Below are 16247 nucleotides of genomic sequence, written 5' to 3' on the forward strand. Positions count from 1 at the left end.
TAATGGCGGTATTCTACCATGTTGCTTGTGTACCGCTAGTAACATAGACACTTTAGTTGGATAATACTGGTTCAATAAGACGATAAGACAGGGATGTATGGAAATTACACCGAATGAACGCGATGCAGTATATAAAACGATTTTTTCTCGCCGAGATGTTCGTGGTCAGTTTCTTCCTGATGAGATCCCTGAAGACGTTTTGATGCGAGTGTTAACCGCAGCGCACCATGCTCCCAGTGTCGGTTTTATGCAACCTTGGGACTTTGTCGTCGTTCGTGATATCGAAACCAAGCAACAGATCAAAGCCGGCTTTAATCAGGCTCATGCCGAATCCGCAGAAATGTTCACCGATGAAAAACAGGCGATGTATAAGCGTCTAAAGCTTGAAGGTATCGTCGAATCGCCTATTGGTATATGCGTGACTTGCGACCGCAATCGAACCGGAAAGGTTGTTCTAGGTAGAACGATCAAACAAGAGATGGATCTGTACAGCACCGTGTGTGCAGTTCAAAATTTGTGGCTTGCAGCAAGAGCTGAGAATCTAGGACTAGGTTGGGTGAGCATCCTGCACGACTCAACATTGCGAGACGCATTAGATATCCCAGCAAACATCGATATTGTGGCGTACTTATGTATCGGCTACGTTGAACACTTCAAAGATAAACCCGAACTTGAAACCATGGGCTGGTTACCAAGAAGAGACGTCAATTCTGCGATTCATGAAGGGAAGTGGAACTCAGGCCAAATCAAGTCAAACGAAGAGTAATGGTATCTACTCACATCAATCTCAGCGGTTAGTATCAAGATCTAAAAAAGGGCTCATTGAGCCCTTTTTGATATTTGCTAGTTGTTATCTAATTTAGATATACAGACCAATTTAGATAAGCAAATTGAGAGCTTAAGCGATCTCAATCTTCTCAGCTTGGTTCTGTTCTACCATAGACAGTGCTAGTGCTTCTGCAGCCTTAATACCATCGATACCAGCAGACAGGATACCACCCGCGTAGCCTGCGCCTTCACCTGCAGGGAAGAAGCCCTTAAGGTTGATGCTTTGGAAGTCTTTGCCACGCTTGATACATACAGGAGAAGACGTACGCGTCTCAACGCCTGTTAATAGACCGTCTGGCGTAGAGAAGCCTTTGATCTTCTTCTCGAACGCTGGAATTGCTTCACGAATTGCTTCGATAGCAAAATCAGGTAGTGCTTTTGAAATGTCCGTTAGGTGGATACCCGGCGTGAATGATGGTTTTACTTCACCGATTTCACTTGGATCACGACCTTTCAGGAAGTCACCGATTTTCTGTGCAGGGGCGTCGTAGTTCTCGCCACCTAGAACATAAGCGGCACTTTCTAACTCACGCTGTAAACGGATACCTGCTAGTGCGTCACCTGGGTAATCGCGTTCAGGGTCGATACCCACAACGATGGCACTGTTTGCGTTACGTTCTGCACGAGAGTATTGGCTCATGCCATTGGTTACTACGCGGCCTTCTTCAGAAGTCGCTGCAACCACAGTACCACCCGGGCACATACAGAAACTGTATACAGTGCGGCCATTTTTACAGTGGTGAACGAGTTTGTAGTCTGCAGCACCTAGGATAGGGTTACCCGCGTTCTTGCCGAAGCGAGCTTCATCGATCATCGCTTGCTTGTGTTCGATACGGAAACCAACAGAGAAAGGCTTAGCTTCCATGTAAACGCCACGTTCGTGCAGCATTTCAAACGTATCACGAGCACTGTGGCCAACAGCCAGTACTACGTGACGAGTTTTAATCTCTTCACCGTTAGAAAGCATTAGGCCAGTGATTTGACCGTCTTCCATATGAACGTCGTCTACGCGAGTGCTGAAACGGATTTCGCCGCCTAGCTCAATGATAGAAGCACGCATTTTTTCGATCATAGTAACCAGTTTGAAGGTACCGATGTGCGGCTTACTTACGTATAGAATCTCTTCTGGTGCGCCAGCTGCAACGAATTCTTCGATTACTTTACGGCCGTAGTGCTTTGGATCCTTTACTTGGCTGTAAAGCTTACCGTCAGAGAAGGTACCAGCACCGCCTTCACCAAATTGTACGTTTGATTCAGTGTTCAGTGTACGCTTACGCCAGAAACCAAAGGTATCTTTAGTACGTTCACGAACTTCTTTACCGCGCTCAACGATGATCGGGTTGAAGCCCATTTGAGCAAGCACTAGGCCAGCGAACAAGCCACAGGGGCCAAAGCCGATAACGACAGGGCGCTCGGTTTGGTTCTCAACCGCTTTCGCCACAAATTTGTACTCCATGTCAGGAGTCACTTTTACGTGTGGGTCGCTGATGAATGGCTCTAGCAGCTTAGCTTCGTTTTCAACGAGAACGTCAAGCGTGTAGATAAGTAAGATTTTTGATTTCTTACGAGCATCGTAGCCACGTTTAAAGATATTAAAAGAAAGTACCTGATCAGCGTTAATGCCAAGCTTCGCTTCAATCGCGTCTTGAATGGCTGACTCTTCATGGTCTAGTGGGAGTTTAATTTCGGTTAAACGTATCATTTTGATGTCTCGTTTTTATAGGTGTCTTAGCTAGATCGTTTCTTAATACAGAGTTTGATAAAACGCTGGTGTTGAAAGAAGCGATAAGCTCACAATGGCGCGCATTTTACGAGAAATTGATTTATCTGTCATACTAATTTGGAAGCATCGAGCAAATAGACACGATATTAGAGTCGTATGATGTTGAATTTTGCCTTGGGATGAGTATTATCCCCCATTCTTCAATTTTGACTAACTTATAGAGCAGAGCATCATGGCATTTGTCGTAGGCGATAACTGTATTCAATGTAAATACACAGACTGTGTGGCGGTATGCCCCGCAGATGCGTTCCATGAAGGCCCGAATTTCATGGTAATCAACCCAATCGAATGCATTGATTGTGGTTTATGTGTACCTGAATGTGATGCTCAAGCGATCTTCCAAGAAGATGAACTGCCAGAAGATCAAAAGATCTTTATTGAAGTGAATGCCGAGCTTGCCGAGATTTGGCCGGTACAAACGGAAGTAAAAGCACCGATGGATGAAGCTGAAAAGTGGAATGGTGTGTCTGATAAGTTGGCAATGCTAGAAAAGTAGTTGTTGAAAAGAACTCAAATAAAAAGGCGTACTGATTTAATCAATACGCCTTTTTTAATATCTGAACACTGTCGATTGGCTCGTTAGCTTATGAAATCTAGCTATGTTGACGACGCATATTGTCGAGAATGATACCTGTCGCCATTGCTACATTCAGAGACTCTGCGCCACCGAATGCAGGAATCGTAATCTTATCCGTTACGTATTTAGCCGCATGTTCACGAATGCCGTGAGACTCGCTGCCCATTAGCAAAATGCCATTGGCAGTAAATTCTGTCTTATGAACACTTTCGCCTTCTAAGAACGCGCCGTAAACCGGTAGGTTCGCTTGTTCTAAATAAGCCGGTAAGTCTGTTTGGCTTACGTGTACTCGGCCAAAGCTACCCATAGTTGCACTGATGGTCTTAGGGTTGTATGGGTCTGCACAATCGCTGCTCGCAACGATATGCTTAATACCATACCAGTCTGCTACGCGAATAATGGTACCTAGGTTGCCCGGATCAGATACGCCATCCAGTGCAATCATCAACCCAGTTGCTTTTGGCAGTTCAAATGTTGGGATCTCAACGACAGCAATCGCGGCATTGTTACTCACCAAAGTACTCGCTTTGGTTAGGTCATCCAGCGAGGCTTCAACACAATCAAACTCAATAAGTGAAGCGTGATTTTCAGATAAGAAATCAGCGGTAGCAAAGACGTTCTTCACGACTAAGTCACTATTGAAAAGCTCAAGAACGTTCTTTTCACCTTGAACTAGAAACAAGCCGTGGGCTTTACGTTGTTTCTTTTGGCCCAAAGCACGAAGGAGTTTTAATTGGTTTTTTGAAATCATGTTTTTATCCTAGATATAAGCCCGCGCATTATAGAGCAAAGGTTGGAGAACCAAAAGCGTGATAGCTCAATGCGATCCACATAAAAAGCAAAGCGACCCACTTACAAAAAGAAAAGCGTACTAAATAGTACGCTCTTATCTGATTTACTTACCAAAGATTAAGCTGAACAGGCTAGACAAACTGAGAAGGCTGGGTGAACTACAGCTTAATATGGAACAGGATAGCGCTTAAACACTGTGTTGATATCGGTAAGAATCTCTTCTGATAATGGCTTACTGAAAGCAGCCACGTTCTCTTTTAGCTGCTCCATCGTGGTCGCCCCAATGATGGATGAGGTAACACCATCGACTTGATTACACCATGCTAATGCAAGCTGGCTCGGCGTAAATCCATGAGAGTTCGCAACTTCGACATATCCTTTTACGGCTTCATTGGCAGACTCAGTGTCGCGGAAAATGCCTTTACGCTGCATGTAAGTCCAACGGCTTCCTTCTGGTCTCGCACCATCAATGTATTTGCCACTGAGCATTCCTCCAGATAACGGTGACCAAGGCAGGTAAGCGACATCTTCATGCACACAGTTCTCAATCAGATACGGCCAGTCTTTTGCGTGAAGTAGGCTGAATTCATTCTGAATCGAGACCATGCGTGGCAAATCGTGTTTTTCGCTCAGCTTGAGATAAGTGTTGATGCCCCAAGTGGTGTCATCAGACAAACCAACATGACGGATTTTTCCTGCTTTAATGCAGCTCGCTAGGGCTTGAAGGATCTCCAACATTTCCCCTTCATGCTGCTTTCGGTCGATATCACTGAAGCGAATTTGATTTGGGAACTGTTTTCCAAAGTGAGGTGTATTTCGATTTGGCCAATGCAGTTGATATAGGTCGATATAATCAGTCTGTAGACGCTTTAATGACGCATCAACCGCTTCGATTACGGCTTCACCCGTTATAGGACCACCATCTCGAACCCAAGGAAGACCTGGGCCTGCAATCTTACTCGCTATGATCAGTTCTTGGCGGCGCTGCGGGTGGCGCGATAGCCAGTTACCAATGATCGCTTCTGTTTTGCCGTAGGTCTCTGGGGAAGGCGGAACCGCGTACATTTCTGCAGTATCGATGAAGTTAATACCTCGGCTTAGTGCGTATTCGATCTGTTGGTCGGCTTGTTGCTGCGTATTTTGCAGCCCCCAAGTCATGCTACCAAGACAGATTCGGGAAACGGGAATTTGACTACTTCCTAGTTTTGAGTATTCCATTAAATTCGGGATTCCTGTGGTTAAGTTCTCTGGTACTCGCATTAGAGTTTTTGAAAAGAGAGCGAGTGAGGAATGAAAACGAATATAAATTATTAGCACAAAATGACACGACAAGGTATGGCTGAGGGAAGTTTAATGAGTCATTTCTCAACGTAGCGAATGAGCTAGCTGCATAGTCGTGGAGCTATAGATATAAAGCAGGGGAGTCACAAAACGTGAATGGGTTCGACGCCTGAATAGGACATCATAGAAAGAGAGAAGAAGAGTCAAAGACAAAAGAGCTCTACATCATAGAGAAGTAGAGCTCTTTTATTAGGGGTTCTTAAATATGTTCTGAGTATTGATTAAGTTACGAGGTCGCGTTGGTGTCAAACCCACCTTGAGATTGCGCCTGTCTTAGAGCTTCCTGCCTTTGAACTTCTTTCTCAGTTAATGCTGGTTGAAGCGTTTCCTCAGAGGCTTGAGGAGATAAAATGAAATATTTATTAATCGTCATAACTGTGTCTCCGTGTAACGTATGACAGATTCTGCATCAAGGATAAATTGTGATCATCATCCACTTTGTACTTTTTTTAGGCTGAGAGCGGAGGGCGTAGAATGCGTACAAAGCGATCTCTTATCATCCGTATGCAATGTTGAACTGACGAAACCCTCTTATTTCAAGTATAGGAAGCTCGTCTAATTTCGCACAATAATGATGTAGAGCAATTACATACATGGTCAGGGGCGTAAGATGAAAAACCTCGCTACTGACTCTATGTTCGTCTTAATTTAACGATGTATCGCTTATCGACATAATAATTAAGTCAGTAAATCAATTACTTAATCCATGGTGAGATGAATTATGGAAAAGCTTGTAGAACGTTTTCTGAATTACGTTACTTTTGATACTAAATCCGATCCTTCTAATCAGCAGTGCCCAAGTTCACCGGGTCAAATAACATTTGCTGAAGCCTTAAAATCAGAATTGATCGCATTAGAGTTAACTGATGTCTCTTTAGACGAAAATGGCTATTTGATGGCGAAACTGCCGTCGAATGTCGATTACGATGTGCCTGCTATTGGCTTTGTCGCACATATGGATACCGCTCCTGATGCTTCCGGCGCGAACGTGAAACCACAGGTGATTAAAGATTATCAAGGTGGAACGATAGAATTAGGTGCAAGCGGTGAATGCCTGAATCCAAGCCAATACCCAGATCTTAATGCCTTGCATGGCCATGACCTCATCACTACCGATGGTACGACTCTGCTTGGGGCTGATAATAAGGCGGGTATCGCTGAAATCATCAGCGCGATTGCTTACCTTAAAGCAAACCCAGACGTTAAACATGGCGATATTTGTATTGGCTTCACGCCAGACGAAGAGATCGGTCGTGGTGCTAACTTGTTTGATGTTAAGAAGTTTGGTGCCGAATGGGCGTATACCATTGATGGTGGCCCGGTAGGGGAGTTGGAATTTGAGAACTTTAATGCCACGAGCGCCGATGTTGTCTGTCATGGCGTGAACGTTCATCCGGGTACCGCAAAAGGTAAAATGGTGAACTCGATGAACATCGCGGCGCAATTCCAATTGATGATGCCAACGCAAGAAACACCAGAGTGCACAGAAGGTTATGAAGGTTTCTACCACCTGAAATCAGCTGAAATGGGTGTGGCTCGCTCTGAACTGGGTTACATCATCCGTGATTTTGAACGTGAGGGTGTAGAAGCGCGTAAGGCATTCATGCAACAGAAAGTGGATGAGCTGAATGAGCGTCTTGAGAAAGGCCGTGTTGAGCTGGTGCTAACCGATAGCTACTTCAATATGAAAGAGATGGTTGAACCGCATCAACATATTATTGAATTAGCGAAGCAAGCGATGATCGAGTGCGATGTTGAGCCAATGATTAAACCGATCCGAGGCGGTACAGACGGTGCTCGCTTATCTTTCATGGGGCTACCATGTCCGAATATCTTCACTGGCGGCTATAACTTCCACGGTATTCATGAGTTCATTACCATTCAAGGCATGGAGCAAGCGGTAAAAGTGATTGTCGAATTGTCTCAGCGTACGGCGACTCATTACCAAAAATAGGATATCAAAGCGTTATATCTCTTTGTATTTTTAAGAGTATTCAATAATACTCTCTTTGAGCATAAGGGAGTACGCGATGAAAAAGTTAGTTTTACTTTGCACCCACTTAGCCGTGGGTGCTTTTGGTTTTGGGCTTGGTGTCTATGCATTACCTATCTTGATTGAGCCTGATTCTCCTTCCTCAAGTTCTGTTGAAGCGATCAGTCAGCAGGCTATCTATACAGGTGAGTTCACCAAAGACCGACAAGACAGTGACTTTTTGCATTGGGGAGAAGGCATCGTTTCGGTTTCTGAAAGTGCGATAGCTTTTGAAGGTGAACTGGCACCGGGGCCTGATTACAAAGTTTACCTATCACCTAAGTTTATTGAAACCGAACAAGCCTTCAATGATAGTAAAAGCGATTTACTGAGAGTCGGAGATGTAAAAACATTCGACCGATTTATGGTTGAGTTGCCTGAAGGTGTTGATCTCAATCGATTTAATACGGTTGTGATTTGGTGTGAAACTTTTGGCCAATTTATTACTTCTGCCAAGATAAAATGATAGCCTTACCTAAGCTGAATTAATCATGAAAAGGGGCGCTCTATTTTTGAGCGCTTTTTTATAATGCGTTTTTTGGGTTGAGTCAGTCGCTGTAAAGCTCATCGTTATAGAGCTCAATTGTTTTAATGCTCGTTGTTATAAAGCTTAATTGTTGTAATACAAAGGAATACGTAATGGAAAAGTTGTGGCAAGTGATCGATTTCTTACTCGCTAATAAGTTTATTTTTAGTATGCTGATCATCTGCATTATATTAATAATCCGACGAATCACTCTGTCTCGAATCCGTGGTGATGTCGCTTTTCTCAGTGAAGATCAACGTAACTGGATGTCACGTACCAAGAACGGTACGTTTGCCATTATTATGGTCACTTTATTTGTGCTGTGGAAATCTGAAATCAGCGAGTTTGCACTGTCGGTTACGGCCATTGCTGTTGCTATAGTCGTTGCGTCGAAAGAGATCATCTTATGTTTTACGGGGTCGATTCAACGCGCAAGCTCTCGTTCATTTCGAATTGGTGACTGGATTGAAGTAGGTAAAATCAGCGGTGAGGTGATTGAGCACAACTTGATGGCGACTGTGATTCAAGAAATCGACCTATATCATGGGCAATACCATTTCACAGGTAAGACCGCTACGCTGCCCAATAGCATGTTCTTCACCTACCCGGTCAAGAACCTTAATTTCATGAAGCGCTACGTTTATCATAACTTTTTTGTGACGGTAAAAGACTTCGTTAACCTATATCCAATGGTGCCGGGCCTTATCGTTAAAATTGAAGAGCATTGTGAAGAATTTATCGATGTTGCCCGCCGTTATAACGGTGTGATCGAAAAACACGCTGGCGTTGATCTTCCGGGATCTGAGCCTCATATCCATATCACGAGCAGTTCGACGGGTGAGCAAGAAGTGCACTTTATGATCTTCTGTCCGACCGAAAAAGCGATTCACCTTGAACAGGATATCCGTAAGGATTTCATGGAAGCTTACGCTCTTGCATTCCCAAGCAACGATTAATTTACTCGTCAGTCTATTGCGACCAACCTACAGCGTCTAAACTATAGTGTCCAAACTATAGCGCCCGAAAAAAAGAAAGCCGAGAGCGATATATCGACTCTCGGCTTTTTTGTATCTGAAATTCAGCTTCGATATTAGTCCAGATCAGCGAGTGGTAACCAGTCTACTTCCACACCAGCTTGCTCAAACATATCTTGGCTTATCTTGATTTTATCGCCCCAACGAGAAAGGAAGTCTTCACTTTGCTCTGGGCAATGTACCGCTGAAATCCCAGTTTGGATGATTTTTGCTGCACAGTTCGGACAAGGGAAGTGAGTCACCCAAACTTCACAACTGTCTAAATCACGTTTAGCAAACAAGATTGCATTTTCTTCAGCGTGAAGCGTCTTAAGGTACTTCATTTCCCTGTCATCAGTATCCGCACTATCAGACACGCCATGTGGGTAGCCATTAAAACCAACGGAAACAATACGGTTGTGCTTAGTGATTACGGCGCCGACTTGAGTTGAAGGATCTTTACTCCAAGAACCGACCAATTCCGCCATTTGATAGAAACGTTTAGCCCATTTTGAAATCATGAGAATTCCTTAACAATTAAATGTGAATGCTTATCTGTCCGACAATACATGATGTTAGACAATATCCATAGAGAACAAAAGCTGAGAGGTTGATTTACTTAGGAATTGTAACGCGTTTGTAATCACTTTATAAGCACTTGGTTTCAATTAACATATTGATACACTTTGGCTAGTTATAATTGATATTCCTCGGACAATGGTGACGAGTGTGTTACGTAAATTTTATGCTGTTCAAATACTAATAAGTGACGGTATAACCATGCGTAAAAAGTTGATCCTTACGGCTCTTGCAAGCTCTCTTATTCTTGCTGGGTGTGGGCAAGATGCTCAAAATGCCAAGCAAGCGCCTCTACCTCTCGTAGCTGTACAGGATGTTAGCGTTGTTTCTCACCAGCAAAGTAAGTCGTACATCGGTCGTATTGAAGCCGTTGAAGACACGGCTATCACCGCGCAGGTTTCAGGCTATCTACAAAGCCGTCATTTCAATGAAGGTCAAATGGTCGAAAAGGGCCAATTGCTTTACTCGATCGAGCCATCTTCTTTTGAAGCTGAAGTCGCAAGCGCAAAAGCGTCTGTTGCTCAAGCGAATGCAAACCTTAAAAAAGCCGAACTTGATTTCAACCGCGGTAAGAATCTGCTTCCTAAAGGCAGTATTTCTCAATCGGAATTTGATGCATTGACGGCAAACTTATTAGGTTCTCAAGCGCAACTTGAAGCTAGCCATGCTCAGCTAAACGCAGCCAATGTTCAGCTTTCCCATACCCAAATTACCGCGCCTTTTTCTGGAAGAATCAGCGACACCAAAGTGAGCACTGGTGATCTGGTTTCGCCGTCTTCAGGTGTATTAACTACGTTGGTTAGCCTAGACCCAATCCATGCGTCGTTCAGCATCAGTGAGCGTGAGCGTATTGAGTTAGGGATGGATCGCATTGAAGGCGACGGCAGCAGTGATTCTGCAGGGGTTGAAGTTCAGATCATACTTGAGAATGGTGAAGCGTTTGAACATCTAGGTCAGCTTGATTTCTTGGGCAACCGTATCAACCTCAATACAGGTACAATCGCGATGCGTGCGATTGCCGATAACCCGAATCAGCAACTACTTCCGGGTCAACACGTTCGCGTTGACCTGCGTGAGAAACAACCTATTGATGTTGTGACTATTCCGCGCCGTGCAGTTCAAACCGACCTAGAAGGTGACTTTGTAATGGTACTGGTTGAAGGCGAAGCTGCACCAGTCGCTGAGCGTAGAAATATTGAGATGGGGCGACAAGTTGAAGGTGGCGTGATTGTTCAATCTGGATTAGAGAAAGACGACGCGGTGATCACTCAAGGCCTACAGCGTGTACGTAATGGTATGTCTGTTCGTATTCAAGCTTCTGCTGAACAAGCTGAGTAAGGGGGCTATTTATGTTAAGTCGTTTCTTTATTCAAAGGCCTAAGTTTGCCCTTGTCATATCCATAATATTAACGCTGGCGGGTGCGATCTCTCTCGCTATCTTACCAGTGGCCGAATATCCAAAAATTAGCCCACCATCGGTCAGTGTATCGGCATTCTACACGGGTGCCAGTGCTGAAGTGGTGGAACAGGCGATAGCCGACCCCATAGAGACGTCGGTGAATGGCGTGGAAGATATGATCTACATGTCTTCTAAAAGTGCTAACGACGGTTCATACAATCTTAATGTGACCTTTGATGTCGGTACTGATGCTGATATGGCTCAGGTCAACGTTCAGAACCGAGTAGCCCAAATCGAATCGAAGCTTCCACAAGAAGTTAGAATGGTCGGCGTAACGGTTAAGAAACGTTCACCTGACCTTTTGATGGTATTGAACTTTTACTCTCCGAATGGTGAGTATGACGACCAGTTCCTGATCAACTACGTAAACTTAAACATTAAAGACCAACTGGCACGTGTGTCGGGTATTAGTGAAGTAAACGTGTTGGGCGGCGGTGAGTATTCGATGCGTGTTTGGTTAGACCCTGAGAAAATGGCTAACCTGAACCTAACAACATCTGATGTGTATGGCGCATTGGCTGAACAAAATGTTCAAGTCGCTGCCGGTCGTATTGGTGCTGCACCATACGCCAATCCACAAGAAGTACAGTTCAACTTGGTGACAAAAGGCCGCTTAGAAACGGCTGATGAGTTTGAAAATGTTGTACTTCGTGCAAATCAAGATGGTTCAACCGTTTACTTAAAAGACATTGCACGCGTTGAGTTAGGTAAAAAATTCTACGATGGCAATGGTAAATATCGAGGACAAGATGCTTCAATCGTAACGCTGTCACTTCAGTCAGACGCAAACGCGTTGGAAAGTGGTAAAGCGGTCATGGCGATGCTCGACAATCTAAGCACTAACTTCCCTGAAGGTGTGGCTTACGAAGCGAGTTATGACACCACGGTATTCGTTGCTGAATCGATTAAAGGCGTAGTCAAAACACTCATCGAAGCTATCTTGCTGGTTATCGCGGTGACTTACCTGTTCTTGGGCAGTGCGCGTGCAACCTTGATTCCTGTGGTTGCGATTCCGGTGTCGTTGATTGGTACCTTTGCCGTCATGCAGATGACCGGCTTTACCATCAACACGGTAACCTTATTTGGTTTGATATTGGCGATTGGTATCGTAGTAGATGATGCGATATTGGTTATCGAGAATGTCGATACCACGATGGCTAAAGACCCAACGATTTCACCGCGTAAAGCAACGCTGATCGCGATGAAAGAAGTAACGGGACCTATCGTTACCTCAACCTTGGTTCTGTTAGCGGTGTTCATCCCTGTAGCGATGTTGCCGGGTATTACTGGCATCATGTATCGTCAGTTTGCTCTGACTATTTGTATCGCTGTTGTTATCTCTTCTATTAATGCTCTAACACTGTCACCAGCATTGTGTTCACTGGTTCTCAAGCAGGGCGGTGGCAACACAGCTCGTTGGTACCAAGCGTTCAACCGTGGCCTAGAGTCTGTTACTAACAAATACGGCCAAATCGCCGGCTTCCTTGTGAAAAAAGGTGTTCTGCTGTTCACCTTCTTTGTTGTGGCGCTAGCAGCGGTTACTTACTTCGCGAAAACGACGTCAACCGCGTTTGTACCTCAAGAAGATAAAGGTATTTTGCTGGTTAACGTGCAGCTTCCTGACGCGGCATCACTGTCTCGTACAGAAGATGTGACTGAGCAGTTGCTAGAGATGGTTGAGCAAGAGCCGGGTGTTGATGGTGTGACACTGGTAAACGGCTACGCATTCATGACAGGCGCTTCTGCTTCGAATGGCGCGTCGCTATTTATCAAACTGCATGATTGGGATATGCGTAACGCACTGGATGGTCAACATTCCGCACAAGCTATCTCACAACGTATTAATGGTCGAGCGGCCACTGAACTGCCTCAAGCTATTGTGTTTGCAATGGGACCTCCAGCAGTTCCGGGTATGGGTGCTGCTTCTGGTTTCGAATTTGTTCTAGAAGATACATTAGGTCGTAGTCGTACTGATCTGGCGATGGTAATGAATGACGTGATTGCTGAGGCGAACAAACAGCCTGAGATTTCACATACGTTCAGTACTTTCCGTGCCAACGTTCCTCACTATTATGTCGATATCGACCGTGAGAAAGCGCAACAGTTAGGTATTCCGTTGTCGGAAATATTCCAAACTCTGCAAGGTAATCTTGGTTCACTGTACGTGAACGATTTCACCATGTTTGGTAAGAACTTCCGCGTGACCATGCAAGCTGATAGTGAACACCGTAGCAGCATGGATGATCTCCAACGATTCCACGTGCGCTCGTCTAATGGCGAGATGATCCCGCTCAGTACATTGGTGACTTACGACCAGATATTCGAACCAGATGTCGCATGGCGTTACAACATGTACCGCAGTGCCGTGATTCAAGGCCAGCCAGCGCCGGGTTACTCAAGTGGTGATGCGATTGCTGCAATGGAACGTGTAGCCGCTGAAGTCTTACCTCAGGGTTATCAGTACGAATGGACAGGCATGGCCTACCAAGAAGTATTGGCTGGCAACCAAGCGATCTTTGCTTTTGCACTGGCTCTGATCTTCATCTACCTGTTTATGGTGGCTCAATACGAGAGTTGGACAATACCGATAGCGATTATCTTAGTGGTACCGGTTGCAACCTTAGGCTCCTTCTTAGCGTTGAATCTAACAGGCACACCGTTGAACCTCTATGCGCAAATTGGTTTGGTTCTCTTGATAGCCTTGGCCGCGAAGAACGCAATCTTGATTGTAGAGTTCGCAAAAGTGGAGCGTGAAGAGAAAGACGCATCAATTGAAGATGCGGCAGTGAAGGGCGGTACGCTGCGTTTCCGTGCTGTGAACATGACCTCTTGGTCGTTCATTTTAGGTATCTTCCCGCTTATCTTCGCAGCGGGCGCAGGTCACGTGAGCCAGAACTCGTTGGGTATTTCATTGATCGGCGGTCTGCTATGTGTGTTGTTAGCGGGTACGTTCCTAATCCCAGGCTTCTATGCATTCGTGCAACGTAAGCGTGAGAAGGCACACGGTGGCACGACTAAGTTGATTCCACTTGATGACGAATAGGAGACTTAACTCCGGTAAGATTAACGCCTTGCAAGGCTAATCCCTTACAGGATTAAATCCTTATAAAAACTGAGGCTTAGCATTGCGCTAAGCCTTTTTTATTCCGCTTGTGAATAAAAACGCCATTTATATAATCAAATGTTCGTTTTGTGATAGAGCTAACACTCTAATTTAGGTTTTGTAATAAAATGATGTTTTATTGTTAAGTGTCTGTTTACTATGGAAATAACACGGTTCAGCTAACGAGTGTATGCTCGAAAACATTTGCACAATAGTGTGAAGTGTTTCAAAATTAGCTAGTTATATTGAAATTTTTTGTGCATTGAGGTTCTTATGAAAGTCATTGATTTATTTAAACACCGAGGCGATAGCGTGTCTTCGCAACACTCAGAGTTTATGCAATGGATGTCTCCAGCTCTTAGAGATTACTGGGGTGACTTTCTGAATCGTACGCAAAATAGCCATTTCTTTGCTTGGGTTCGTGATCACCACAAACCTGCTGTAAATGAAGATGCACCAGAGATGCCAATAGAACAGCCGCTCGTATTAACGCGAGAAGCACAGCTTGTGTTTGATGAGCTTAATCAGCAGATCGGTGAAGTTATTCATACTGGCGACTGGATCAATGTTAGTCAAGACCGTATCAACCAGTTCGGCCTTGTTACTGAAGATATGCAATGGATCCATACTGAACCTTCTAAGGCTGAAACAGATTCTCCGTTCAAAACAACCATCGCACATGGTTTTTTGACTTTGTCTCTGCTTCCTAGACTGACTGACAGTGTTGATCCTGATAAGTCTCAATTCCCAACAGCGAAGATGGTTGTAAACATTGGTCTTAACCAAGTACGTTTCCCATATCCTGTCAAATCGGGCAGTAACGTTCGTGCTAAAAGTACGCTAACAAAAGTAACGCCAATTAAGAAAGGCCTAGAGATTGAACGCGAAATTCGCGTAGAAATCGAAGGTATTCGTCGTCCTGGCGCTGTGATTGTTTCGGTAATCCAACTTCACTTCTAGAGCTTTTTTATAAGTGGAACTGCTTTTAAGCGAAGATTATAGATTCAAAAAAAAGAGAGAGCTTAAGGCTCTCTCTTTTTGTTTGTGTCTATCAAGGCGACATCATCAGCATCCTAATAACATCACTAAAAGTACTTATCTTACTTAATACGTGAATAGCTACTTAATACGTGTGTAGCCGTACTCTTCGATAAGATCTTGCCCTGGCTTTGACTTCACGAACTTGATGAAATCTTTGCTCTCGTCAGAAACTGATTCAGTTTTGTGTAGCAACAAGAATGGGCGAGCCAATTCATAGCTGTGGTTAGCAATGTTCTTAGATGTTGGCTCTACACCTTCAAATGTAATTGCCTTAATCGAACGGTCGATCGAACCTACAGAGATAAATCCAATCGCGTGCGGGTTATGGTTAACAATCGTTTTAACCATGCTGTTGCTGTTTACAACCAAGTTATTTGGGTTGATGTCAGAAACTAGACGGTCATTAATGATTTTCGTTAAACCAAGCAAGCTTTCGAAGCTATAGCGTGAACCAGAAGACGCTTCGCGAGTTACAACTGCGATAGGCTGATCCGCACCACCCACGGCTTTCCAGTTCGTAATTTTGCCTTTGTAGATATCGAATAGCTGCTCACGTGTAACGTTGCTTACAGCGTTTGAGCGGTTAGTTACGACAGCTAGGCCGTCAAAGGCAATTGGAAACACCTTCAACTTCTCGTCCTGTTCGCGGTCGGTTAAATAACGCGAGCTCATACCGATATCAGAGACACCTTTGTTAACCATGGTAATACCCGCTGTAGAACCGATGCCCTGAACCGCAATATAGTTATCGGGGTGAGTCTTGTTGTACTCCTCAGCTAATACATCCATCACTCGTGATACTGAAGTGGAGCCCGAAATAGTGGTTTCTTGTGCTAAAGCAGCTTGAGAAGACAGGGCTAAGGATAAAAGAGAGGCAAGCGCGACTCGTAACATAAACAACTCCTAGTTAATAACATTTGTTGGCTATGATAGGTCGGTTATATGACACTTTTGTGAAATTCTATACGGATACGTTATAGCAGTTAGTCTGGTTAGTGAAAGACAGTGTGGCTGCCAAAATGGCACTGGTTAATGAAATTTAGACGGCTTTGCCCTTTTAGAATGTGTTTACTGAAGAAGGATTCGTTTCTGGGAGCAGGGCGGGTATTTTGTTTGCACTTGTTCGCTAAAATGATCGTTGAGTCCTAAGCTAAGTAGAGGAATTCACTACTT

General features: G+C 44.4%; 14 protein-coding genes. 8 read left to right on the forward strand and 6 right to left on the reverse strand.

Annotated features, from left to right (window positions below):
- The first annotated feature begins 97 nt into the window (after positions 1 to 97).
- A complete protein-coding gene (gene bluB / locus AC3CID_RS17475; protein WP_488527784.1) occupies positions 98 to 766 on the forward strand; it encodes a 5,6-dimethylbenzimidazole synthase in 669 nt (222 codons plus the stop codon).
- A gap of 132 nt (positions 767 to 898) precedes the next feature.
- On the opposite strand, the gene AC3CID_RS17480 is transcribed toward bluB, so the two are convergent.
- Positions 899 to 2530, reverse strand: a complete 1632-nt coding sequence (locus AC3CID_RS17480; RefSeq protein WP_488527785.1) for an NAD(P)/FAD-dependent oxidoreductase — start codon at positions 2528 to 2530, stop codon at positions 899 to 901.
- 253 nt (positions 2531 to 2783) lie between these two features.
- Between AC3CID_RS17480 and fdxA the strand changes: the two genes are divergently transcribed.
- The gene (fdxA, locus tag AC3CID_RS17485; RefSeq protein ID WP_004731764.1) at positions 2784 to 3107 is read left to right on the forward strand and encodes a ferredoxin FdxA; all 324 of its coding nucleotides are present in this window, start codon (positions 2784 to 2786) and stop codon (positions 3105 to 3107) included.
- 97 nt (positions 3108 to 3204) lie between these two features.
- On the opposite strand, the gene AC3CID_RS17490 is transcribed toward fdxA, so the two are convergent.
- The 3 genes from AC3CID_RS17490 to AC3CID_RS17500 form a co-directional block, all read right to left on the reverse strand.
- Positions 3205 to 3939: a TrmH family RNA methyltransferase gene (locus AC3CID_RS17490; protein ID WP_488527786.1), complete on the reverse strand. Its 735-nt coding sequence runs from the start codon at positions 3937 to 3939 to the stop codon at positions 3205 to 3207.
- A 206-nt stretch (positions 3940 to 4145) separates the two neighbouring features.
- Positions 4146 to 5198, reverse strand: a complete 1053-nt coding sequence (locus AC3CID_RS17495; RefSeq protein WP_488527787.1) for an aldo/keto reductase — start codon at positions 5196 to 5198, stop codon at positions 4146 to 4148.
- Between the two features lie 349 nt (positions 5199 to 5547).
- The gene (locus AC3CID_RS17500; protein WP_004731758.1) at positions 5548 to 5694 is read right to left on the reverse strand and encodes a hypothetical protein; all 147 of its coding nucleotides are present in this window, start codon (positions 5692 to 5694) and stop codon (positions 5548 to 5550) included.
- 348 nt (positions 5695 to 6042) lie between these two features.
- Between AC3CID_RS17500 and pepT the strand changes: the two genes are divergently transcribed.
- The 3 genes from pepT to AC3CID_RS17515 all read left to right on the forward strand — a co-directional run bounded on the left by pepT (position 6043) and on the right by AC3CID_RS17515 (position 8835).
- A complete protein-coding gene (gene pepT, locus AC3CID_RS17505; protein WP_488527788.1) occupies positions 6043 to 7275 on the forward strand; it encodes a peptidase T in 1233 nt (410 codons plus the stop codon).
- Positions 7276 to 7351: 76 nt separating this feature from the next.
- On the forward strand, positions 7352 to 7819 hold the full coding sequence (locus AC3CID_RS17510; RefSeq protein ID WP_054545722.1) for a DM13 domain-containing protein: 468 nt from the start codon (positions 7352 to 7354) through the stop codon (positions 7817 to 7819).
- 173 nt (positions 7820 to 7992) lie between these two features.
- Positions 7993 to 8835, forward strand: a complete 843-nt coding sequence (locus AC3CID_RS17515; protein WP_065207038.1) for a mechanosensitive ion channel family protein — start codon at positions 7993 to 7995, stop codon at positions 8833 to 8835.
- 134 nt (positions 8836 to 8969) lie between these two features.
- Here AC3CID_RS17515 and AC3CID_RS17520 read toward each other — a convergent pair whose 3' ends face one another.
- Positions 8970 to 9413, reverse strand: a complete 444-nt coding sequence (locus tag AC3CID_RS17520; protein ID WP_004731749.1) for a dCMP deaminase family protein — start codon at positions 9411 to 9413, stop codon at positions 8970 to 8972.
- A gap of 259 nt (positions 9414 to 9672) precedes the next feature.
- On the opposite strand from AC3CID_RS17520, the gene AC3CID_RS17525 reads away from it, so the two are divergent.
- The 3 genes from AC3CID_RS17525 to AC3CID_RS17535 all read left to right on the forward strand — a co-directional run bounded on the left by AC3CID_RS17525 (position 9673) and on the right by AC3CID_RS17535 (position 14993).
- On the forward strand, positions 9673 to 10809 hold the full coding sequence (locus tag AC3CID_RS17525; protein WP_029222275.1) for an efflux RND transporter periplasmic adaptor subunit: 1137 nt from the start codon (positions 9673 to 9675) through the stop codon (positions 10807 to 10809).
- An 11-nt stretch (positions 10810 to 10820) separates the two neighbouring features.
- On the forward strand, positions 10821 to 13973 hold the full coding sequence (locus AC3CID_RS17530; RefSeq protein ID WP_004731746.1) for an efflux RND transporter permease subunit: 3153 nt from the start codon (positions 10821 to 10823) through the stop codon (positions 13971 to 13973).
- Between the two features lie 333 nt (positions 13974 to 14306).
- Complete coding sequence (locus tag AC3CID_RS17535; RefSeq protein WP_004731744.1) at positions 14307 to 14993, forward strand: MaoC family dehydratase; 687 nt, start codon at positions 14307 to 14309, stop codon at positions 14991 to 14993.
- 159 nt (positions 14994 to 15152) lie between these two features.
- Here AC3CID_RS17535 and AC3CID_RS17540 read toward each other — a convergent pair whose 3' ends face one another.
- On the reverse strand, positions 15153 to 15968 hold the full coding sequence (locus tag AC3CID_RS17540; protein ID WP_146456413.1) for a phosphate ABC transporter substrate-binding protein: 816 nt from the start codon (positions 15966 to 15968) through the stop codon (positions 15153 to 15155).
- Between the last annotated feature and the right edge of the window lie 279 nt (positions 15969 to 16247).

The sequence above is a fragment of the Vibrio sp. QJM3NY_21 genome (assembly GCF_057785975.1).